The sequence below is a fragment of the Microvirga ossetica genome, from assembly GCF_002741015.1.
Taxonomy (GTDB): Bacteria; Pseudomonadota; Alphaproteobacteria; order Rhizobiales; family Beijerinckiaceae; genus Microvirga; species Microvirga ossetica.
The window spans coordinates 253,554-276,492 of sequence record NZ_CP016618.1; the positions used below are offsets into that span (position 1 = coordinate 253,554).

The 22,939-nt window shown below is 62.3% G+C and carries 16 protein-coding genes; 11 read left to right on the forward strand and 5 right to left on the reverse strand.

Annotated features, from left to right (window positions below; translation table 11 throughout):
- Window positions 1-890: 890 nt before the first annotated feature.
- A complete protein-coding gene (locus tag BB934_RS35690; protein ID WP_099514520.1) occupies window positions 891-2,654 on the forward strand; it encodes an adenylate/guanylate cyclase domain-containing protein in 1,764 nt (587 codons plus the stop codon).
- Window positions 2,651-4,405 (forward strand): adenylate/guanylate cyclase domain-containing protein, encoded by a 1,755-nt coding sequence (locus BB934_RS35695; protein ID WP_099514521.1) that lies wholly within the window; start codon window positions 2,651-2,653, stop codon window positions 4,403-4,405. The genes BB934_RS35690 and BB934_RS35695 overlap by 4 nt, the downstream gene beginning before the upstream one ends.
- Before the next feature lie 1,237 nt (window positions 4,406-5,642).
- Here BB934_RS35695 and BB934_RS35700 read toward each other — a convergent pair.
- Together BB934_RS35700 and BB934_RS35705 are read right to left on the reverse strand one after the other, a co-directional pair.
- On the reverse strand, window positions 5,643-6,668 hold the full coding sequence (locus BB934_RS35700) for an IS110 family RNA-guided transposase (RefSeq protein WP_099514522.1): 1,026 nt from the start codon (window positions 6,666-6,668) through the stop codon (window positions 5,643-5,645).
- A gap of 113 nt (window positions 6,669-6,781) precedes the next feature.
- On the reverse strand, window positions 6,782-7,921 hold the full coding sequence (locus BB934_RS35705) for an IS630 family transposase (RefSeq protein ID WP_099508981.1): 1,140 nt from the start codon (window positions 7,919-7,921) through the stop codon (window positions 6,782-6,784).
- 58 nt (window positions 7,922-7,979) lie between these two features.
- On the opposite strand from BB934_RS35705, the gene BB934_RS35710 reads away from it, so the two are divergent.
- From BB934_RS35710 to BB934_RS35720, 3 genes are all read left to right on the forward strand, one after another.
- On the forward strand, window positions 7,980-8,258 hold the full coding sequence (locus BB934_RS35710; protein WP_099508982.1) for a LexA family protein: 279 nt from the start codon (window positions 7,980-7,982) through the stop codon (window positions 8,256-8,258).
- Between the two features lie 197 nt (window positions 8,259-8,455).
- Complete coding sequence (locus tag BB934_RS35715; protein WP_099514523.1) at window positions 8,456-8,854, forward strand: YybH family protein; 399 nt, start codon at window positions 8,456-8,458, stop codon at window positions 8,852-8,854.
- 42 nt (window positions 8,855-8,896) lie between these two features.
- Window positions 8,897-12,268, forward strand: a complete 3,372-nt coding sequence (locus BB934_RS35720) for an adenylate/guanylate cyclase domain-containing protein (RefSeq protein ID WP_099514524.1) — start codon at window positions 8,897-8,899, stop codon at window positions 12,266-12,268.
- 700 nt (window positions 12,269-12,968) lie between these two features.
- Here the strand turns inward: BB934_RS35720 and BB934_RS47810 are convergent.
- Together BB934_RS47810 and BB934_RS47815 are read right to left on the reverse strand one after the other, a co-directional pair.
- Entirely contained in the window at window positions 12,969-14,180 is a 1,212-nt protein-coding gene (locus tag BB934_RS47810; protein ID WP_157934521.1) for a S8 family serine peptidase, read from the reverse strand.
- A gap of 518 nt (window positions 14,181-14,698) precedes the next feature.
- The gene (locus BB934_RS47815) at window positions 14,699-15,064 is read right to left on the reverse strand and encodes a hypothetical protein (protein WP_157934522.1); all 366 of its coding nucleotides are present in this window, start codon (window positions 15,062-15,064) and stop codon (window positions 14,699-14,701) included.
- Between the two features lie 238 nt (window positions 15,065-15,302).
- Between BB934_RS47815 and BB934_RS47820 the strand changes: the two genes are divergently transcribed.
- From BB934_RS47820 to BB934_RS51220, 5 genes are all read left to right on the forward strand, one after another.
- A complete protein-coding gene (locus BB934_RS47820) occupies window positions 15,303-15,533 on the forward strand; it encodes a hypothetical protein (protein ID WP_157934523.1) in 231 nt (76 codons plus the stop codon).
- Window positions 15,534-16,349: 816 nt separating this feature from the next.
- Complete coding sequence (locus tag BB934_RS35730; protein WP_157934524.1) at window positions 16,350-17,015, forward strand: hypothetical protein; 666 nt, start codon at window positions 16,350-16,352, stop codon at window positions 17,013-17,015.
- Between the two features lie 771 nt (window positions 17,016-17,786).
- Window positions 17,787-19,433, forward strand: coding sequence for a coiled-coil domain-containing protein (locus BB934_RS35735; protein ID WP_157934385.1), 1,647 nt, complete (start codon window positions 17,787-17,789; stop codon window positions 19,431-19,433).
- A gap of 161 nt (window positions 19,434-19,594) precedes the next feature.
- On the forward strand, window positions 19,595-19,768 hold the full coding sequence (locus tag BB934_RS47825) for a hypothetical protein (RefSeq protein WP_157934525.1): 174 nt from the start codon (window positions 19,595-19,597) through the stop codon (window positions 19,766-19,768).
- Between the two features lie 283 nt (window positions 19,769-20,051).
- Window positions 20,052-20,828 carry a transglycosylase SLT domain-containing protein gene (locus BB934_RS51220; RefSeq protein ID WP_099514527.1) on the forward strand — a complete coding sequence of 259 codons (777 nt, stop codon included), beginning with the start codon at window positions 20,052-20,054 and terminating at the stop codon, window positions 20,826-20,828.
- 75 nt (window positions 20,829-20,903) lie between these two features.
- On the opposite strand, the gene BB934_RS35745 is transcribed toward BB934_RS51220, so the two are convergent.
- Window positions 20,904-21,605 carry an IS6 family transposase gene (locus BB934_RS35745; protein ID WP_099514528.1) on the reverse strand — a complete coding sequence of 234 codons (702 nt, stop codon included), beginning with the start codon at window positions 21,603-21,605 and terminating at the stop codon, window positions 20,904-20,906.
- Between the two features lie 121 nt (window positions 21,606-21,726).
- Between BB934_RS35745 and BB934_RS35750 the strand changes: the two genes are divergently transcribed.
- Window positions 21,727-22,776 carry an IS110 family RNA-guided transposase gene (locus BB934_RS35750; protein WP_099514529.1) on the forward strand — a complete coding sequence of 350 codons (1,050 nt, stop codon included), beginning with the start codon at window positions 21,727-21,729 and terminating at the stop codon, window positions 22,774-22,776.
- Window positions 22,777-22,939 lie beyond the last annotated feature (163 nt).

Here is a 22,939-nt window from a genome sequence, read left to right on the forward strand (position 1 = left end):
GGTAGAGCAGTTTGCGACGACCTTCGACTTGGGTCCAGCACCTTATCCGCTGCCGAAGCTGCGAGGAGTGATGCCCTTGGTAGCGGAGACGGCGGCGGAAGAGCGGGTTGGCTTAGAGATATTTGTCCTATCCCTTCCCGCCCTGAATGACGGTTAGCTGCCGCATTCCTGGCGGGAGGTCCGGGGGAGGGCGGCTGATAGCCTCCAAGTCAGTGAATCTGGCTCTGCACTTTGGATCGTATTGGTCAGGAGACCGCTCCCATGGGAGAGACTTCCTCGGGCAGTCGAGGGCGATCCGGTCGACCAGATCACTTAGCTGGATGTGTGAGACGCTCAGGGTCAGGTCGCGAGCCACCAGCTCAACGAAGGCGCTGTGATCCATTGCGCTTCCCCCTTTCCCCTTCACGTTGGGTTGCCCAGCTTCACCGAAAGCAAGCCGATGAGACATATGGGATTGAGGCTGGGTTAAGGGCACCCATCTGAATTGTCACAGAACTGTCAGATACCGGACAGACGCCATGGGGCCGACTGTGTAGGTGTGGAGTACCGGCCATTTCTGCCCCTATGGGCCGGACCTTAAAGCGTTCCCTTGAGACGATGGGGGCGCTTTCTTTTTGTTTGGACCTTCTGGATCCTATCTGGCCAAAAGTGACCCCAGAGAGCCTGGAGTGGCAGGGGCGACAGTATCCTATTCGCTCAGCAAGGGCTTCCATCCTCGAATCTGATCGTCCCCTCGAAAGGGCAGGCCCTATTGCGACAGAGAAGGCCGTTACCGGAACCGCTGTCGAAGGCCGACTACCGCCCAGTCGGCTTTGTCGCACATTTGCATTGGCTCTGGACGAGTGCCACGCGGGTCGGCACGATCACCTTTGTTCGTGTTAGAACCCCATATGCAATCGAACGAGCAAAAGGTCGAGCGACGTCTCGCGGCCATCTTCGCGGCCGACGTGGAGGGCTACTCGCGTCTCATGGGGGTGGACGAGGTCGGGACGCTGCGGACGCTGACGGCTCATCGGGAGATCATGGACAGGCTCATCGGCGAGCACCAGGGCCGGATTGCCAACACGGCTGGAGACAGCGTCCTGGCAGAGTTCCCGAGCGTCGTAGAGGCCGTTCAGTGCGCCGTGGAGGTTCAGGAGGCACTCACAGCCGCCAATGAGCCGCTCCCCGAGGGCCGTCAGGTCCGCTTCCGCATCGGGGTGCATGTGGGCGACGTGATGGTGAAGGGCGGCGATCTCTTCGGGGACGGCGTCAACATCGCGGCTCGCCTGCAGGCCATCGCCGACCCGGGAGGGGTTTGCCTGTCTGACGCGGCGCATGAGCATGTCCGCAAGGCCTTGCCGCTCGCCTATCAGGACCTCGGATCGCAGCAGGTCAAGAACATCGCCCAGCCGGTGCGTGTCTACGCTCTGCGCGGCCTCAAGCCGAGCGCCGATCCGGACGGCTCGAAGGCCTTCCCGCTGCCGGACAGGCCCTCCATTGTGGTCCTGCCGTTCGACAACATGGGGCACGACCGGGAGGACGAGTATCTGGCGGACGGCATCGTCGAGGACATCACGGCCGCCCTGTCGCGCGTCCGCTCCTTCTTCGTCATCGCCCGCAACTCGACCTTCACGTACAAGGGCCAAGCCGTGACCGTGCAGCAGGTGAGCCGTGAGCTGGGCGTCCGCTATGTCCTCGAAGGCAGCATCCGCCGAGCCAGGGACAAGGTCCGCATCACGGCCCAGCTCGTCGACGCTGCGACGGGAGCGCACCTCTGGGCCGACCGCTACGATGGCACGCTGGAGGACATCTTCGACCTTCAGGACCGGATCACCGCGAGTGTGATCGGAGCCATTCAGCCGTCGATCCGTGCTGCCGAGATCGACCGTGCGAGGCGCAAGCGGCCCGACAGCCTTGACGCGTATGATCTCGTCATGAGGGCTCTGCCTTACGTGTGGTCCTTGGATGCGGCCTCCAACGCGACCGCGACAAAGCTGCTCGATGAGGCGCTCGGCCTCGATCCGACCTATCCCCTCGCCCTGTCGCTCTCCGCGTGGTGCAGCGGTCAGCGGGTCGTGTACAACTGGTCACCCGATCCCGAGGCGGAGAAGCAGGTAGCCATCGAGAAGGCGCAGAGCGCAGTGGACCTCGCGGAAGATGACCCGTTCGTCCTGACGGTGCTGGGAGCGGCGCTCACGATCACGAAGCAGTATCAGGCCGGTCTTCTGATGATCGAGAAGGCCTTGGCTCTCGACCCGAACTCGGCCTGGGCTTGGAACCGCAGCGGCTGGCTCAGGGTCTTTCTGGACGATCCAGAGACGGGCATCGGGCACTTCGAGAAGGCCATTCGCCTCAGCCCATTCGATCCCATGGTCTTCAATGCGTATGTCGGCATCGCTGCCGCCCACTTCGTCGCCGGGCGCTACGAGACCTCTGTCGACTGGTACGAGAAGGCGTGCCTGACCAACCCGAAAGCCGTCTGGATCAACCGGATCCTCGCGCCAGCCTATGTGTTCGCGGGACGCCAGAAAGAGGCTGAAGCGGCAGTCCGGAAACTATTGGCTGCCTATCCTGGCCTGACGGCTCGAGCGGTCCGCTCTGTCCAGTCGTTCAGCGAGCGCGTGCGAGACCAGATGAGCGAGGGCCTCCGCAGAGCGGGCCTCCCCGAATGACAACCCGCCGTCTCGCAGCGATCCTCGCCGCCGACGTCGTCGGCTTTTCCAGCCTCATGGGTAAGGATGACGAAGGGACCCTCGCCCGCATTAAGAGCTTGCGGCGGGAGGTGGTTGAGCCGAAGGTCAATGAGCACCACGGACGGGTCTTTAAAACCACTGGAGATGGGCTCCTGGTTGAGTTTTCTAGCCCCGTGGAAGCCGTTCGCTGCGCTGTAGGAATTCAGCAGGCCCTCGCTGCACAAGCCGCTCAGGAGCCTTCACAGGCCATCCAGCTTCGCATTGGCATCAATCTCGGTGACATCATGATCGAGGAGGATGGCGACGTTTATGGGGATGGTGTGAATACCGCAGCCCGGCTGGAGCAGATCGCGGAGCCCGGCGGCATCTCAATCTCGGGGAAGGTCTATGAGGAGGTCCGGGACAAGCTCCCGTACTCCTTCGAAGACCAGGGGGAGAAGCAGGTCAAGAACATCGCGAGGCCGGTGAGGGTCTATAGCCTTCAGGCCGCTCCTATAGGCACTGATGCCCTCAGTGTGCGGTCGGCTCTGCCCCTTCCTGACAGGCCTTCCTTGGCCGTTTTGCCCTTCACCAACATGAGTGGCGACCCGGAGCAGGAGTACTTTGCCGACGGGGTGGTGGAAGAAATCATAACCGCCCTGTCCCGCGTGCGCTGGTTTTTCGTGATCGCCCGGAACTCGTCCTTCACCTACAAGGGCAGGTCCGTGGACATCCGGCAGGTCGGTCGAGAACTCGGCGTCCGCTATGTCCTGGAGGGCTCGATCCAAAAGTCTGGGAACCGGGTGCGGATCTCAGGGCAGCTCATCGAAGCCGCAAGTGGGCGGCATGTTTGGGCCGACAGGTTCGACAGTGAACTCGCCGACATCTTCGATTTGCAGGACCGCATCACGGAGAGTGTCGTCGGAGCCATCGAGCCGAGCCTCAGGCGAGCGGAAATCGAGCGAGCATCCGCGAAGCGGACCGAGGATCTTGACGCCTACGATCTTTATTTGCGGGCCATGGCAAATCACTTTGCACTCACCAGGCCTGCGAGCGATGAGGCCCTCCGACTACTCGATCGCGCTCTGGAGCTGGATCGGAACTACTCCGCGGCCAAGGCCCTCGCGGCCATCATCCATAACACTCGAGTAGTACAGAACTGGGCGGACCAGACGGAAATCGAGAGAGGCATCCAGTTGGCCCGAGAGGCGTTGGCCGACCATCGCGATGATCCGACGACGTTGAGAGGGGCGGCTGTCGCGCTGGCGTATCTGGCGCATGACTTTGAGCCGGCACTCGCCGCGATTGATCGTGCGCTAACGCTGAACCCGAATTCAGCGACGGCTTACGAGCACAGCGGCTGGATACGCTTGATAGTGAGTGACTGGCGCACGTCGATAGATCACTTTCAGAAGGTGATGCGCTTGAGCCCCCTCGATCCCGCGATGGGTTGGTTCGTCGCGGGATTAAGCTGGGCGCTGCTGGTCGCCGGTCGCCCTGAGGAAGCGTTGCCATGGGCTCGAAAGGCCGCCCAGGAGATGCCGACATGGATGGGAGGTTTGCGACCTCTCATAATGGCCCTGGTGGAGCTTGGCCGCTTAGAGGAGGCGCGAGCCGTCGGGCAGAGGATGCTCGCCTTTGACCCGAAGTATACGATCGCTATCGCGGCGGCCCGCCATAGCTCGCAGCAAGACCCGCAGTTTCGCGAGCGGTTTTTCGCGGCTTTGAGGGCCGCAGGTATCCCGGAATAGCCCCTGCGGCGCTTTCTGGACCCGCCGCACTCCTGTCTTCTTCGCCTGCATCGAGCGCCTGTGCTCGACCGTCACAGGCTTTGATTTTGCGCCTGGTGGCGAGCAGCGTCACCGGCAACCGCCCGAGGCTGAACTGCTTGTCATCTAGGCGCAGCGCTTCGAATTATGCAGCTAAAGCAGGTGCACAGGCGTAAGCTACCCCTGATCCCGAGGAGGGCTTGCCATGCGGTGCCTGCTCTTGGCGGGGTAATCCCGTTCTGTGTGTTCTCAGCCCTAGCCTCCGAGCGCATGGAGGGCGAAATCGCTTTGTCAGCCCCACAATGCACCTTGTTCGTGGTTCAGACCGGCCCCGGCTTCTCGTTGCTGCGGGAAGATAGCTATTTCACCGTACTCGAAGGCGATCAGGTTCGGGGACCGCTCCATGTCCTCGGCTCACACGACGTCGAGATCGTCGGCGAGGTCACATTGGGGTGTGACAATCGAAGACTGGGGCCTCAACCTCAGTCAGGCAAAAGCGATCTTCTACGCTCGTTGCCAACAGTGACCGTTCCATAAACGACATTCCGCGAAATTACGTCTCGGTACGGGCGATGCCGCTACTCAAGTAGATGATCGGCATGTTCTCGGGGCCGGAACAAGATCTGCTCCCAAACACACGCTAATGCAGTACGTAGCAAGAACGTGGACCTGCAAACCGACCGAACGTGCCCTCACAATGGCTAATCCAGCTTTCATCTTGGTGTCTGAGCCATCATCCCGGGACGAATGACTGATAGGGCAGCGTACTTCTCCCCGAGGTCTTGCTTATGAGAGACGGTCGCCGTCGAGATAAGTTCGAAAAAGCAAGTTTATGCAATAGTTTCAAGTGGGTACCCCAATCGACGATAACATCGTCGTGGTCTGCGCTTAGTGGTCAGGTCGCAAGCCTTATCAGAAAGGTTGCCAATCCGTTCTGCCTTAGCGTGTCAATGGGAACATGTGTAGACGCCCCTGGTAACGCAAGAAGAATCTTCGGGTTTGGTGCAGCGCGCGGGTCGGATGCGGACATGTGTGCGGCCTTTGATGCGGCTCACATGCCGCGGGCCCGAATGGGAGTACGCGGATCAGGCCCCAATCAGATCTACGCGCTCGAAGCGCTTGTGCCTAAGCTGGTTTGTCTGATCCCGTCTCGTTGACCGTTGCGCCATTCCTCTCCTTCGACCTTCCTACGCCCCAACAGCCTCACACCTGCGAATGCTCACGCACCCACAGCCGGAGCCCGATACACCTCACCTCTTGCCAGCAGAGCCCATACAATCCGGGCCATCTTGTTGGCGAGCGCCACACGCACCAGCATCGGTGGCTTGCGCGCCAGCATGCGCGAGAGCCACGACCCAGCGGGAACTCCGTTGCGGGCGGCTCCAAGCAAGACGCTGTTGGCCCCGATGATGAGCAGGCGGCGCAGCGTGCGTTCGCCCATCTTCGAGGTCGCCCCCAGCTTCTGCTTGCCACCAGTCGAATGCTGCAGCGGTGTGAGCCCGACCCAGGCGGCAAAGTCCCGGCCGCGTTTGAATGTCTCAGCCGGAGGGGCCAGCGCCGCCAGAGCCACGGCGGTGACCGGGCCGACACCCGGGATCGTCATCAGCCGCCGCGCCGTCTCATCCTCCTTGGCCCGCTGGGCGACCTCACGATCCAACCGGGCGATCTGCTCGTCCAGCCGATGGAGCGTCTCGATCAGCATCTGGAGGATCGGTCGGGCGAGCTCCGGGACCGGTTCGTCCGAGTTCTCGACAGCCTGCGCGAGTTTCGAAACGTGAGCTGGTCCTTTGGCGACCACGATCCCGAACTCGGCCAAGTGCCCCCGTAGGGCATTGATGATCTGGGTGCGCTGCTTGACCAAGAGATCGCGGGCGCGGAACACGAGGGCTGAGGCTTGAGCCCCGTCACTCTTGGGCGCCACGAAACGCATGGTCGGACGCTGGGCGGCCTCGCAGATCGCCTCGGCATCCGCCGCATCATTCTTCTGCCGCTTGACGAAAGGCTTCACGTAAGCGGGTGGGATCAGCCGGACGGCATGCCCGAGCCGGCTGATCTCGCGCGCCCAGTGGTGCGAGCTGGCGCAGGCCTCCATCGCCACCGTGCAGGGTGGCTGGGACGAGAAGAACGCGAGGACCTGGTGCCGCCGCAGCTTCTTGCGGAACAGAACCGCTCCCGATGCATCGGCTCCGTGAGCCTGGAACACGCTTTTCGCCAGATCCAGACCAATCGTGCTAACTTCTCCCATGGACGCCTCCCTTGAGTGGTGCAATCAACACCTCCACTCTGGCACATCAAGGCCGCTGGGGGGCGTCTACCCCATCAGATCTTGCGCTGGCCCCTAGATCCTCGGCACAGTGATCATGACCTTTTGGCGAGTGGCTCGAGAGGGCCGGGTTTGGGATAGGCGCGGCCCATTTTGGCCCGGGCCTTTTCGGTCGTGAACATCCAGGTGATGCGTGCGCCGGCGGCGTTACGCTCGCGCTCCCAGGCAGCGATTTCCCGCTCGAGCTCCTCGCGCGTGTCAATACGCCGATCCAGGCACTGGCCCTTGAGCACCCCAATCTCGATCTCGACCATGTTCAACCAACTCGCATGCTTGGGGGTGTAGTGGAACTCCAGATGCTGCAGGAGGCGATGCGCCTCGTCAGGCGGGAAAGCCTGGTAGAGCGAACCGGGCGTGTGCGTCGACAGGTTGTCCATCACGACCCGGATCCGCTCGGCCTGCGGAAAGTCGACATCTACAAGTTCGCGCATGCACCGGGCGAAGTCGCATGCCGTGCGTTGCTCGCTGACCTTGACCCGGCGCCAGGGCCGATGCGCGTCAAGGACTACGAACAGGTTCACCGTACCACAGCGGCGATACTCATAATCGACCCGCTCGATCTGCCTGGGCGTGGCCGGGAGCGGCTGACGCGTCTCGCCGATGAGCTGGACTGGGCTCTCATCAAAGCAAACCACCGGGTGCTGCGGATCGGACGGCTCGGCGTAGAGATCAAGCACGTCCTCCATGCGGGCGACGTATTCGCCATCAATCTTCGGAACGCACCACATCTTCTGCCGCCAGGGCTTGAGCGCGTTCTCGCAGAGTCGCCGGCGCAGCGTCTCCCGCGACAGGCTCTCATGTTGGGTGAGCCGCACGATCTCGCCGGCCAAGAGTTCCAGCGTCCAGCGGGCCCGGCCCGCGGGCGGCTTTGCGCAGGCGGTTGCCACCAGCAGCGCCTCCTCCGGGCCTGAGAGCTTGCGGGCGGCGCCGGGACGGGGCTCCTCGCTGAGGGCCCGCTCCAGGTTGCCCTCCACGAAGCGGCGCTTGGTCCGATACACGGTCGCGCCGCCGACCGCGATACTTTGGGCAATCGTCTCGTCTGGCACGCCAGCATCGGCCGCCAGCAGGATCTGCGCGCGCTTGAGCGTGCGAGCGGCCTGCTTGCCGCCGCTGAGCATCGCCTGGAGGTTGGCACGCTCGGCCTCGCTCAGCTCAACCCGGTAGCATATGTTCATCTCGGCCTCCCGCATGAGAGACCCAGCTGAATCAGCCGATGAATCGAGCGTGTGGCGAATGTCTGAGAAAAGCTTCACTGACAGGCAGGGCCAGTACCTGGCCTTCATTGATGCCTACACCCGCGTCCATGGCCGTCCCCCGGCCGAAACCGACATGCAGAGCCATTTCCAGGTCACTCCGCCTTCCGTGCACCAGATGATCCTGACCTTGGAACGCGCCGGCTTGATCCGCCGTCAGCCCGGAGTGGCGCGAAGTATCGAGGTGTTGGTCGCCCCCGAATGCCTGCCCCTCCTCCGCCATCCCCAACCCGTCAAATCCTCTGGGCCGAGGATCTAGTGAACAGCGGACCTTCACACGGCCAAGCTGAATACCCGCTCGTGACCCTGAGCCGACTTTCAGGCTCGAGTGTCCCTGGTTAGGCTCCTAGGCTTGGGATTATATCGCCTGCTTTCTTGCACGCTTCCGGATTTCCCACACAGCTCGGCCCGTAGTACGATCAAAGGGTCACGAAGGACAACCTGAGGGAGGGATTCATGACAGACCTGGCCCCCTCGTCCAGTCTCGACATCAGAGCCGAAATCTCTGCGGCTTACTCAGCCTGGGATTCGGCGTTCAATAAGGCTGACGCAAAGGCGGTCGCCTCCGCCTATGTCCCGAACGCCAAAGTGCTGCCGCCAACCCACGAGGTCATATCAGGTCCGGCAGCGATCGAGAACTTCTTCGCTGGGCTGTTTTCGAGCGGATTCACCGATCACAACCTGACAATTATCGACGCGGGTGGAGATGACAATGTCGTCTACAGCACGGCCAACTGGAGTGCCAAGGGCAAGGGAGCTGATGGGGCTCCCCAAACCGCCGGCGGCATCGCCACCCACGTATTCGAGCGTCAGGCCGACGGCTCGCTGAAGCTGAGGTTACACACCTTCAACTAAGCTGGCGGCAATCGTCGCCTGCCGCCTTGCAAGGGACTTCGCGTGGACGTCGCGGAATGGCTTCATAGTCTTGGGCTGGAGCGCTACACACAGGCCTTCCAGGATGCCGAAGTCACGCCCGAGGTCCTGCCGGAGCTGACCGAAGCCGATCTGCGGGAACTCGGCTTGCCTCTCGGCCCGCGTAAGTTGGTGCTGAAGGCGATCCAAGCGCTCGGTCCATCGGCGGCTCCCGGCCCTGTCGACGTTCGATTGCCGGCTGGCCAGACGAGACCGGCAACACCGTCCGAGGCCGAGCGACGGCAGCTCACGGTGATGTTCGTCGATCTGGTCGGCTCAACCGCGCTCGCATCAGGGCGCGACCCTGAGGAGCTCCGTGACCTCATCCAGGACTATCAGAACACCGTGGTGGGCGAGATCACTCGGTTCGAGGGCCACGTTGCGAAGCTTCTGGGTGACGGCGTCCTGGCGTACTTCGGCTGGCCGCGTGCGCATGAGGATGAGGCGGAGCGGGCCGTTCGCGCGGGGCTTCGGGTAACCGAGGCGGTCGCGGGCCTTAGAGAGCGGGGTGGTACAGCGCTGGCTGCTCGCGTCGGCATCGCAACCGGTCTGGTCGTTGTCGGCGAACTGATCGGTGAAGGAGAAGCCCGCGAGCGGGCGGTCATCGGTGAGACTCCGAACCTGGCCGCCCGGCTGCAAGGGCTCGCCGAGCCCGGCAGCGTCGTGATTGCCGAATCGACGCGGCGCCTCCTCGGAGAAGCCTTCGTATACCGCGATCTTGGTACGGTCCACCTCAAGGGTTTTCCTGGACCCGTGCGGGCGTGGCACGTCGTCGGCGAGGGGGCGGCCGAGAGCCGGTTCGACGCCCAGCACGGAGCGTCGACGACGGCGCTGGTCGGGCGCGATCAGGAACTCGCCCTTCTGTTGGACCGCTGGCAGCAGGCGAAGGAGGGCGAGGGCCGGATCGTCCTGCTCGGCGGCGAACCAGGCATCGGCAAATCCCGCCTCGTGCGGGCCCTGCGCGACCAGCTCGCAGGCGTGCCGCACACCCCCCTGAGCCATTTCTGTTCACCGTTCCACACCAACAGCGCTCTGTACCCTGTCGTTGGGCTCCTTGAACGGGCAGCGGGAATTCGGCGGGAGGATTCTCCCGCCGAGCAGCTCGAGAAACTCGAAGCGATGCTCGCTCTGGGGACCGACGACGTGCGTGAGAGTATCCCGCTACTTGCGGACTTGTTGGCGATCCCGACGGGCCAGCGATACCGGCCACTGGAGCTCAGCCCGCACCAGATGAAGGAGGGGACGTTTCGGGCTCTCCTGGGGCAATTAGAAGGTTTGGCCGCAAGACAGCCGGTGCTCGCCATTTACGAGGACGTCCACTGGGCCGATCCTACCACGCTCGAACTGCTCGGCCGCGCCGTTGACGAGGTGCAGCGGCTCCCGGTCCTCATGATCGTCACCTTCCGGCCGGAGTTCATTCCCCGCTGGACGGGGCACGGGCACGTCACAGCGCTCTTTCTGAGCCGGCTGGGACGCAGGCAAGGCGCCGCCGTCGTCGACCAGATAACCGGCGGCAAGCTGCTTCCACAGGAGGTCCTCGAGCAGATCCTGGCCAAGACCGATGGCGTGCCGTTTTTCGTCGAAGAACTCACCAAAGCCGTCCTCGAATCCGGGCTGCTCGAGGACCGAGGGAGTCACTACGAGCTGACAGGTCCCTTGCCGCCGCTGGCGATCCCCACGACGCTCCAGGACTCGCTCATGGCCCGCCTTGACCGGTTGGCACCGGTCAAGGAAGTCGCCCAGATCGCAGCCTGCATCGGACGCGAGTTCGGACACGACCTCCTGAAAGTGGTCACGCCACTCGATGAAGACGCTCTTCAATGTGCTCTCAACGAGCTGTTGGAGGCGGAGCTCGTGTTCCGGCGTGGCGTACCCCCGGAGGTTAGTTACAGCTTCAAACACGCGCTGGTGCAGGACATCGCGCACGAGAGCCTCTTGAGGAGCAAGCGGCAGCAGATCCATGCTCGCATCGCCGCTGCTCTCGAAGAGCATTATCCTGCCGTTGCGGAGATGGAGCCGGAGACGATCGCGCTGCATCTCACGGAGGCCGCGTTGGCGAGCCGGGCGGTCGGCTACTGGCTGCGGGCCGGCCGGAATGCCGCCGGGCGTTCCGCCAATCTCGAGGCGATCAGTCATCTCTCAAGGGGGCTGGAGGCACTGAAGTCATGTCCAGAGGGGCTGGAGCGGGATCGTCAGGAACTGGCGCTCCAGACGGCCATTGGAGGTCCGCTGATCGCCATTCATGGCTACACCGCGCCGCAGCTTGGCACGGCGTTCAACAGGGCGCATGCGCTTTGCTATGAACTTGACGACACCGATGCCTTGTTCGCTGCGCTTAGCGGCAAGTTCATCTTTCATTTTGTGAGAGGTGACTACAGCGCCATGGAAAGCTTGACCGCTGAGGCGGAACGCGCCGCCGAGCGGACCGGGGACATCGCACTTGAGTTGGCTGCGCACCGGCTGGCCGCTCTCACTGCCATGCATGCTGGCGCCTTTGTCAAGGCCCGCTGCGAGTTCGAGACGATCTTGAGCCGCTATGAGCCCGACGCGCATCGACCCCCACCGGTCCATTATGTTCACGATCCGCAGGCCTCCGCGTTACCCTACCTCGCCATTGTGCTTTGGATCTTAGGCTATCCGGAGCAGGCCCAGAGCATGGGTCGCGCGGCGTTTGACTACGCCGCGGAGCTGAACCAGACGAACCTCACCGGGCACGTCGCGGTCTACGGCGGAGCCGGACCTGCCGAGCTGATGGGTGATGTGGCGGCGGTCCATGCGAACGCGGACGCTGTCATCGAGCTCGCCGATCAACACAGTTTGAATTATTGGCGGTTGAGCGGCCTCATCCTGCGGGGTTGGACCCTGGCACAGGAGGGGGCGGTTGAGGATGGCTTGGCGCTCATGCGCCAGAGCCTCATCGATCGGAATCGGCTCGGAGCCAATTGGTACCAGGTCAGGTATTTGTGCATGCTGGCAACGACATACCTTCACCTGGGTCGAGGCGACGAGGGCTTGGCTGCCCTGAGCGAAGCAAAGGACCTCGCTGCGCGCAACGATGAGCACATGTGGGCGGCGGAGCTCGCTCGCATCGAGGGCGAATTGCGGCGCGCTCAGGGCGCTCCGCCGGACGAGGTCGAGGCATATTTGCAAGCCGCGCTCAACGTTGCACATAGCCAGGGTGCGAAGTCGTTCGAGTTGCGTGCTGCCATGAGCCTCGCGCGGCTTTGGCGGGACCACGGTCGGGTGGCCGAAGCGCGACGTCTTCTTGCCCCCATTTACGGGTGGTTCACGGAGGGTCGCGACACGCCGGACGTCTGCGCTGCCAAGGCACTCATGGGAGAATTGGCTGAACCTTAGTGTTCGTTGTCCTGCATGCTTCGTCCTGAATTTCCTGCAAGCAAGATCCGGATCAAGAGCTGGCGCTATGATCTGCTAATTGCACCGGGCCGAAGTAGGCCGAGGGTCCGCAGTTGTGAGGGTGAGCGGACCCTCACACGGCCAACTTTACGGCTCGGTTTGACCCGTTGCAGGCCTTCCGAGAACTGGCTCGTAGACGGCTTGGTTCTGGCTGATCGAGGGTTCGTGACCCAAGTTCCAAGCTGCTATGGCACACGCTGAAGGGGATTACCGCTCGAGGAGCAACACGCGCACCATCCCGGTCAAACCTGAGCAGTATTGTCGCCACAATCGGCAGCGAGGATTCGTCTGCTCTGTTCCAGCCAACGATTGTGAGGGTGCATGACCCGTAAGGATCGCGTTGTGCTCTATGGCCGTCTTGGTCTCGTCCTGATGGCGTTTGCCATGATCGGCGGGGTGGTGGCTGAACCGCTTTTCAGGCCGTTGTGGTCCCCAAAGCTGACGGTTGCCCAACGATAGCGCATCCTGAAGCTAATTTCTCATACACAGTACATATTGAGAACCGTCCAGTCCTCATCGTGAGGAGCAATCTGGCGGGCACGCAGGCGAACGATCGCCATCAAGCCGTGCACGTGCTCTCGTTGCCCTCCGAGCTGGAGGTGCAACGCCAGCTGATGGATCTACGATAGACCTATTGAGATCAAGGCCGTCTCAAGGTCTGCCCCTCGGAGGGGAGGGCAACAGGCTGGGTTTGGGTTGCCGCCACCGGTGCCAGGCCCGCAGGTGGCGCGCACAGGCCGGCCATGTGGATCAGGCCATACCCATAGGTCGGATCCCAGCCAGGCGTGCCGAGATCGCGGGTATGCTGCTCCAGGCGGGCCTGAACCGCTTCAGGATTCAGCTGCGGGTTGGAGGCAAGCAGAAGACCTGCGGCGGCGGACACGAAGGGCACCGCATAGGACGTGCCTGTCTTCAGCGCGCCGCTGCCCTGGCCCGAGGCCGTCCAGACATTCACTCCAGGACCCGCAAGATCGATGTAGGCACCTTGTGTGGCACGCCGGTAGACGTTCAGGTCCTGATCCACCGCGGTGACCGCGATGACCCCGGGATAGGCTGCCGGATACGCCGGCTCGGCGCCGGCGCCGTTGTTGCCCGCAGCGGCAATGATCACAATGCCCTCCGCCTGAGCGGCCGCAATGGCGTTCTGGAGCACCGTGTTGGCAGGGCCCGACAGGCTCAGGTTGATCACCCGCACGCCGCGCTCGGCCAGGGCTTCAATGGCCGACACCAGGGACATCACATCCGTCCGGTCGGCAGTGCCGCCGTCGCGGTAGAACGCGTCCACCGCAATCAGCTTCGCCTCCGGCAGCAGACCCGGCGTTGGGCTCCCGAGGCGGCCCACCAGGAGAGCGGCAATTGCGGTGCCATGCTCCGGCAGGGAGCCGTCGGCGTGGGGCGCAGGACGGGCCACAACCTCGATCGCCTGGCCCTTGAGAGCATCGTGGTCGAGGTCGAGGCCGGTATCGATCAGACCGATCAGAGGCGTCGGGCCGCATTGGGTCGCGCGGGACGCCGACCAGCTCACCAGGGCGATTGCCAGGCACTCGGCCCCGGTGCACGTCCCCAAGCCTTCATCGAGATAGTAGAAATGATCGAAGTCGGTGGTGGCACGCGCATCGACCATCTGGACGGCTTGCCGGGCCTGGGTCAGCGAGGTGCCCTGTGGAATGCGCAGCCTGACGATCTGCGCGGCCATGCGGCCGGGCGTCTGGGCCTCGATCCGAAAGCCTTGGGCGGTGAGCCGGACGAGATCCTCGCGCGACAGGCCTGACACCACGATGGAGTCTGCGGCCTGCCGCGGCTTGGGACGGAGATCGACCGACTCCACCACCAAGGGGACACCGGCCTGCACGGCCGCCGTCGGGCTGGGGGTCGGTGTTGCGGCTGGTGCCGCAGGAGCCGGCTGGGCTTGGCTCGATGCTTGCGGCTTTGAGGTGGGGCTTGCACTTTGGCCTGTGGAGGTTGGAGGAGCACTCACCGACCGCGGAGAGGCCGCCGGGGCCTGGCTTGCTGTTGGTTGGGCCGCTGCGGGGGCGGTGCTCTGGCTCGGTACCGGTGGGTTGGAGGGAGCCACTGCTGGGATGGCCTTCGTCTGCGGTGACACCTGTGCTGTCGCCGGGGCCGGAGGAGGGAGCGGCACCTGGCTTGGGATTGGCCGATTGCCAGGGATCGTGCCCTTGCTCTTCGGGGTTGCGGCGCTGCTTGTCACGGCCTTTGCACCGGCACGTTGACTGTTGCTGGCCTTGCTGGCTTTTGCGGAGCTGCCGATGCTGTTGCCAGCGGTCACCTTGCCGCCAGCCCGCGAGGAGGGGGTGGCACCCTGCGCCCCGGTCTTTCCCTTTTTACCTGCTATCCCGGCCCAGTCGCTGGCTACGGTGCCGCTGTCGTTGCTCCTCTTGCCACCAGCGTTAGTGCTTTTGCCTGCAACCCCACCGCTGCTGCCTCCGGCCCTGGTGCTGCCCTGACTGGTGCCGAGTCCGCCTGTGCCTCCGCCGCCATGACTGTTGCCGCTGCCGCGACCGCTGTTGTTGCCAGCGCTGCCTCCGGGTCCTCCCCCGGCGCCAATGCCACCTCCGACGCTGCCACCGCCACCTGAGCTGTTGCCGCGGCCGCCTCCGTTGCCAAGGCCGCCCCCAACGCTGCCTCCGAGGCCGCCACTTCCACTATTGCCAAGACCACCGCCAACACTGCCGCCGGCGCTGTTGCCATGGCCCGCCCCGCCGAGAGCTCCGCCACCGATGCCTCCAACACCCCCGCTGTTGCCGAGGCCGGCTCCGCCGCCTAGACTGCCATCATTCGAGTTTCCCTTGCTCCCGCCATTGCCGTTGCTGCTGCCGGGGCCGGCACTCCCTCCGGCCGCGCCACTTCCGGCACTGGACCCGCCGCCCGTGGGTCCGCCACCGCCGGGACTGCCATCGCTGCCTTTGCCGCCGCCGTTTCCTTTGCTGCCACCGTCGCTGCCTTTGTCGCCACCATGGCCGTTCCCGCCGCCATTCCCGTTGCCGCCACCGCTACCATTGCCGCCACCGTTGCCGTTCCCGCCGCCATTTCCATCACCACCCTTAGCAAGCGCAGACCCGTTGAGGATGGGAAGCATGGACCCATGGCCGAGATCCAGTTGAACGCGGAGGGGCAGGGCAGCGGCCGTGCCCGCAATCGCAACGAGGATATGCTGCCACCAGCGTGCCATGACGACCTCTCGTGACCGGCGCTTGGGCGCCCGCAAATTGCGCCGCAGCCATGCGTTAGAGCACCGACTAATCCACAGGTGCGCCACACAAAGTACTGACCACACCGCGTGTACCGTATTCGAGATGAACGAAAGCCATCAAATCGCTTATTATGTCGAACCCTAAGCTTGGCAATAAATGGACAATACGCGAAGCGGAAGAGACAGATGCCTCTGCAGGGCTCCGGTCACTGCAACTCATCAAGACAACGGGATGACTGTTAGACGGTAAGACCGTGAGTTCGTGTCGTGAACAAGGGGGGTGGCAAGCCCGGGTCGCGTTCCAATCGAATGCAGCGGGCCGCGTGGTCGAGCTGTTCTCGTGTCAGTGGAGGATTTGTGCCAGCGGTGCTGCTGATGAAGCCGCTGTAGCCAAGGAGTTCCGATTGGGCCCCAACGATCCCTGACCCCATGCCCACGTATGTGAGGACCATGTCTAGGCAAATGGAGGGGCCACGTAGACCCAAGCAGGACTGCTCAAGACGCTCCCTCTGTTAAGGCGTCGAACGGCCTCAAAAGAATCATTCTCCTGAATTGCCAATGAGGATGCATGGGAAAGCCACAATGCAAGTCGGTAATAAATCGATGACTGCGTGGTGCACTCTAGGCGCGATTAGGTCTGTGAGCATGGCGCCTCTGAGACACAGGTCAAACTAGAACCAAGACGCCGAGATTTGCGCAAGCGCGTCTGACCGGCGCAAATCTGAGGAGCAGCCATGCTTCGGGTCTCTCTCGTTTCCATCATCACCATTGCATTGCTGGCAACTCAGCCTGCCTTCGCCAAAGGCGGAGGTGAAGGAGGGAACGGCGGCGGTAATGCCGGTGGCAGTGGTCAGGGCAATGACAACGGTGGCGGTGGCAAGGGCGGAGGCAACGGCAACGGAAACAGTGGCGGTGGTGGAAATGGCGGGGGAAACGGCGGCAGTCAGAGTAATGGCAATAGCGGTGGCCAAGGTAACGGAAACAGCGGAGGTAATGGAGGCGGAAGCAGTGGCGGTGATAGGGGCAGTGGACATGCCGGTGGAGGTAGCAGCCAAGGCGCTGGTCAGGGCGACGGAAGTAGCGGCGGCAAAGGCGGTGGAAGTACCGGAGATGGTGGCAGTCAGGGTGCCGGGAACGGTGGCAGCGGCAGCCAAGGCAATAGAGGCAACGGCGGAAATGCCGGCGGTGGCGGCAAGGGGAATGGGGGAGCCGGGGGTGGCGCCAGCCAAGGGGCTGGGAACAGTAGCGGCAGTAGTGGCGGTGCGAGCGCCGGAGGTGGCGGCAAAGGCGGTGGGAGCGCTGGAAGTGGCAATAATCAGAGTGCCGGGAATAGTGGCAGCGCCAGCCAAGTCAATGGAAGCGGAGGCAGCGCTGGTGCCAAAGGCGCCGGGAGCACTGGAGGCACAAGCAATCAGGCCAGCAACAACAGCAGCGGAAAACCTGGGGGAGTCTCGGCTCCAGCATCCACGTCCGTAGCACCAGATACGGCAGGCACAGCAAGTTCACGAGCAGCGCCAGCCGCTGCAAACTCCCAAGCTGCGTCGACTGCCGTAAGGTCATCAGCAACGCCGACTGCTGCAAGCCCACGAGCAACGCCAGCTGTTTCGGTTCCAACGGCTGTGACAACTGTGATGCCAACATCGACATCGCTCGGGGTCAGAGGAAGCAGTGCCGCATTGGCCCTGCCGCTCTCCCTCGTGCCGCGTCTTGAGACATCGGGCTCTGCAACTGCAGACTTTGTGGAGCCCCTCGTCCGGCGAGCAGGTGTCCCAATTCAGATTGTCCAAGCCTGTCGCACGTCCATTGTGACGGCAGCGCTTCCTTATGGAGCTGTGCAGGTGGATGCAGGCAGTGTCGGGCAAGCGAGCCGCACACCGGACGGAGGACTCACGGCTCCCCTTGAAGTGAGAGTTGTTTACGCTCGGGCGAATGCACGCCAAGTCCGCCAGTCTCGCATTTCATGCCGGCTCAATGCGTCCGGCGCAGTGGTGGCGCTCCGCTGATAGCGGGTCAGCCGCGACAGAGTGAGAGCTGACTTAGCAGCAGCCAACATACAACTCTGCAACATCGTGGACTTTTCAGGACACTTTAGTACTCCGCCGGAATTGCACCTACGAACGACCTTTTTGGAGGGCTCACATGGTGTCACAGAGCATTTGGCCTTCAGGTGCCTCAGCCTACAGCCACCACGTACCGAGGGTGCGACACGGATGGCGGAGCCTTATACCCACTGTCGTTGCTGTAGGTGTGTTTGCGTATTCTTCGCACGGTCTCGCAGGTGACGAGATTGGTGGAGCCACTCCCCATCCGCCTCAGATTGGAGAGGGCCATGCACCAGACGGTACACAACGAACACCTAATTCGGCGGAACAGGACATTGCAATATCCCCTAATGTCGAAGCCCCGCAAAGGAAATGGATCTCGCTTTTCCAGGAGCTTTTAACAGGCCCTGAAAGAACCGAGCTTGCTGCCGATGTTGGAGAATTGCTGCGGCAGAAGGACTTAACCGGAGCACGGCAGAGGCTTGAAGCTGCTGTAAATGCAGGGACACTCGCGATAATCATCAGTGATAGTATGCAAGATCCAGAACTGCAGAAGCTGCTGCAGGCTGTAGCACGTGAGCGGCAAGACACCCGCTTGGCTCAGGGCATCCCAGTCGCTGACCCGGGAGCAAATGGGGGCAAAGTAGGCGCACCGGGCGATGCTGCCGAAAAAGAGAGGGTGCGTGCCGAAGAAGCGTTACAAGAGCTACACGCAGTGCAAGAGCAAGTCGCAGCTTTAAGGGAAAAGGAGGCCAGAGTAGTAGAGCTTGAGCATAAACTGGAGCAGGAAAAAGGGCGGACAGCTTCAGGGATAAATGACTTGAGCCTCGTGCGAAGCCAGCTCGCAGCAATGACGCAGGACGCCATAAGAGCCGCTGACACGAGAGATGAGCATGCCAAAGAGGCGGAACAGGGTAAAGCTGCACTGTTGGAACTGACGGCAAAATTGGCAGAAGCCCAAGAGCAACTTGTGCTTCTCAAGGGGAGTGCCGCAGAAAAAGACGAATTGCGACCGGCTCTTGAGCGGGAAAGAGATGCCGTAAAATCTGCGGGCCGCAAGCTTGAGGCTCTGAGAAGAGAACTCGTCACGCTCCAGACAAGCGCAGTTAGCTCCGCCGCAGCGGTCAGATCAGCCACCCAAGAGAAAGAGCGAGCAGATGCCACATCTCAGCAGTTGACGGCCGTGCAGGAGCAACTCTCTGCTCTCCGAGAGAGCAAGGCCAAGATGCAGGACGAGTTAAAACAAGAGAGAGGGCGCAGCGCTTCGGTCACTCGGCAGTTAGGCGCTTCCGAGCGAGAAATTTTAGCTCTGAAAGCCCAAGCCGAAAGCGCTGCTACAATTCAGGAAGTGCTCCGTCAAGAGAAAGAGAATTCCGCTGCTGCACTCCGTGACGTGCACGCTTTGAAGAAGCAAATCGCGGATGTAGGAGTCCGCACAGAATTCGTACCCGCCGCATTACTTTTCCAAACCACTCCTGTCCTGCTCAAGCCTTCAACCCATACATTCCAGGGAGGCGCGAAGCTGAACAGGGGAGCCGGTACAGACGACGATATCTCGCAACGTAAGGCTCGGCAGGTGTCTCTCCCACCCCAAGTCGAGAGGGAGCGCGAGTTGTCCGATGAAGCAACGGCACAGACCCGTCGCCGCACTCTCCAACTGAAATCCGTAGAGAAATCGGTCAGGCCACCCTCTACAAGCTCGAAGCCAAGCGGAGCGGCAGGCAGAGACACTGTCGTTAAACTGAAGCGCTCTCCTCGGTTTCCAACCCGCGAGAATTCCGCTCCCGAGCCTCTTGCTCCGAACTTGCCCGCGATCCTACTGCCCGTCGACGGGCTTTGGGCGCTCTATTAGATCTGAAAAGTCATTGAGACGTCCTGTCCGCTACCTAATGCTCAGAAGGACGAAAGGGAACTCGCTGACAAAAGCATTCTGGTCATGCGAGGAAAACGCCGAGCAGGAGGCGGATTCAGCCAGAAGATTTCGATTCAGGAATCAAGTGCACCAAGGCGAAGGTGAAAGCGACTCTCCTCGGAGATGAGGATCCGGACGAATGGGATCTGCCGCCTAAGCCGAAGGGGATGCGCTGGGCGACCTATGAACGGTGGGTCGCGAAATACGATGGCGCCGAGGAAATGCTTGATGTGCAACTCGTCATGGCAGTAGCGCGGCTGATGAAGCGGCTGTAGCTAGGAACCTGCCTGACCAGGCATTCGTTGCGGCGGAGATTACTGGCTGTTCTGAGTACCTATGTTGCTCCGTTCTGCGGCTGAGCCTCGCGAGTTACTCTCCTAGACTCAGGTCCAAAATAACCTTGAATGACAGCGGGGGCTCTCATTGTGCAATCCACACCACGCCAGTGTCTGCCTCGTGTTTGGACTTCTGTTCCTTCCTGCTTCGGCTTTAGCACAGGCGCCTTTAGCCGATTTCCCGGATTTCCCACTGCCTCCCGTTATTGAGGGTCTCATCGGGATGCCTCAAGCCTATACACCTGGGCGTAAAGCTCATCTTGAGACAATCAGGCGTGAAGCCGAGCAGGTGGGGCTTCCTCCTGATGTCGCGGATGCGGTAGTGCAGGTCGAGAGTGCTTATGACCCTGGTGCTGTTGGAGGAGTTGGTGAGGTCGGCCTCATGCAGATCCGTCCTACAACGGCGGCCATGCTGGGCTACAGAGGCACGTTGGCCGGATTGTTTGAGCCGGAGACCAACGTCCGTTATGGCATCGCGTATCTTGGTCGCGCGTGGCAGCTTGCTGACGGTGACCTGTGCCGCGCGCTCATGAAGTACCGGGCAGGACACGGCGAGGAGCGCATGACACCACTCTCGGTGGAGTACTGCCGACGTGTTCGAACCCACTTGGCAGCTATCGGATCCCCTATTGCTGCAGGTGGTAACGCACTCAGCATTTCGACTTCAGCCCCATCGAATGCACCCAAGACTGTCCCCAGCGCCGCTGCCGATACAGTAGTCAAAGTTCCCCAGCTTGGCCCATTTCATCGGATAAAAAGCGTGGCGGCGGGGGGCATCCAAGTTCAGCCCCCACAGCGACCTATGAAAGGATTAAGGGTCGCTGCCGTAAGTGCGACGACAAAGCCTTCTGCCGAAACACGTTCCCTCGCTCTCGCACAGGAGAAGGAAAAGAGGCGGAGGGCAAAAATCCGGCAGATGTGGGCTGCCCATGACGCCCGCATGCAATCCGTTTCCGCGAGGTTGAGGCCGGAGAGCCTCCGGATTGCCACTGGAATATGAGAAATACTCGCGTCAAGGTGTTGTCACGTTAACCAGCATCGGGCGCATTGAGACAAATTCGGCCGCATGGCAGCTTCAAGCGGCGACGCTGGCCGCAGATTTCCATTCCGCCATGGCATTGAGGCGGTGGAGATGGGTGGCTAGGGCAGAGCGGTGGGAGTGGGGCGGAACGAAAAGATTGCGGACGGCCGAGAAGACATTCACGAACCGCTGCAGGTACCTGGGTGATTGAAAGCCCTGCATCACCCGCTCTCGTCGCCGGAACGGCAGATGCGAATTCTCCGCCCGGTTATTAAGCCCCTTGTGCGAGCGGTGCTCGACGTCTGGCATGATCTGACGTCGGGCGGCAGCATAAGAGCCGAGCTTATCGGTGATCATTCGCCGGGGTGGGCAGCCCTGCTTGCGCAAGAGACGCCTCAGCAAGCGCTTGGCCGCCTTGGTGTCGCGTCGGGTCTGGATAACCTCATCGAGCACGTAACCATCCTGATCCACCGCCCGCCACAACCAGTGCTTCTGGCCAGAGATCGTGACCACGACCTCATCCAAGTGCCAAACGTCGCGACGGCTCGGCGTCTTGCGCCTGAGACGGCGAGCGTAAGCCGGCCCGAACTTCAGCGCCCATCGGCGGATGGTCTCGTACGAGACAACGACGCCGCGCTCGAGCAGCATCTCCTCGACCAGCCGCAAGCTCAGAGGAAACCGGAAGTACAACCAGACCGCATGGGCGATGATCTCAGGCGGAAAGCGATGGCGTTTGTAGCTGACAGGCTTGCTCATGCCGGATCATCTACACCGCTCGATCTCCTGTCCTGGTTAACGTGATGTCGTGGATGGCGCCCTCCACCAGCGTCAGACATGCCAGAATGGGCATGTTGAAGTACCGGAGAGGATCACTGCCATGCCTGAGATTGCCACGATCGGCCTTGATATCGCAAAGAACGTCTTTCAGCTCCACGGCGTGGACAGGAGTGGAAAGATCGTCCTGCGCAGGACGCTGCGCCGTAGCCAGGTCCCGGGTTTCTTCAGAGCGCTTTCGCCTTGCCTGATCGGGATGGAGGCCTGCGCGACCGCTCACCACTGGGCTCGGACGCTCATGGCTTTCGGGCACGATGTCCGCTTGATCCCTCCCGCCTATGTCAAACCCTATCTACGCCGGCAAAAGAATGACGCCGCGGATGCGGCGGCGATCTGTGAGGCCGTCACGCGGCCGTCGATGCGCTTCGTCCCGGTCAAAAGCCCACAGCAGCAGAGCACCCTCATGCTACACAGAGCCCGCGATCTCCTGATCGGGCAGCGAACCGCCCTGATCAATGCCTTGCGCGGTCACTTTGCAGAGTTGGGCATCGTGGTGGCGCAAGGGTCCCGCAACACGCGCCAGCTGATCGCCTTCCTCCACGAGGAGGCCAATCCAGATTTCCCCGCGGCAGCTCGAACTGCGCTTCAGCCTTTGGCCACGATGCTGCTCGGGATCGAGACGCAGATTGCCAAGCTCGACAAGGCCATTCTGGCCGCCCATCGCAGCGATCCAGTCAGCACGAGGCTCGCCGGCATTCCGGGCATCGGCCCGATTGTGGCCTCTTGTCTTTCGGCCAGCATCCCGGACGCCAGCCTGTTCCAGGGCAGTCGGGAGTTTGCCGCCTATCTCGGCCTCGTGCCACGGCAGCACTCAACCGGCGCCAAGGCGAGGCTGGGCTCCATCTCCAAGATGGGCAACCGGCACCTGCGCAAGCTGCTGGTCGTCGGCGCGCACGCGGCGCTCTACAGCATGAAGTCCGGCAAGACCAGAACGGTCCTGGCTGACTGGGCCCGAAGCCTCCTGGCCAAGAAGCCGTTCAAGGTGGTCGCCGTTGCGCTGGCCAACAAGATGGCCCGGATCGCCTGGGCCGTGATGGCCAGGGGCACGGCGTACGAGCCCGGGAACACGGGAGCTGCCGTGTCGGCGACATAGACGACCAGCTCAAAACCATTCGCCCCTCGGGGCATCTCAGTTGGCACGGTGATGATGAGATGATGTGAAGCTACAGCGGACATGAACCGCCGGATCTGGCAAACCCGTGGCATCGTCTTGCGTCAGTCGAGCGCGATAACCTGAGAGGGACCAGCTTCAGCGT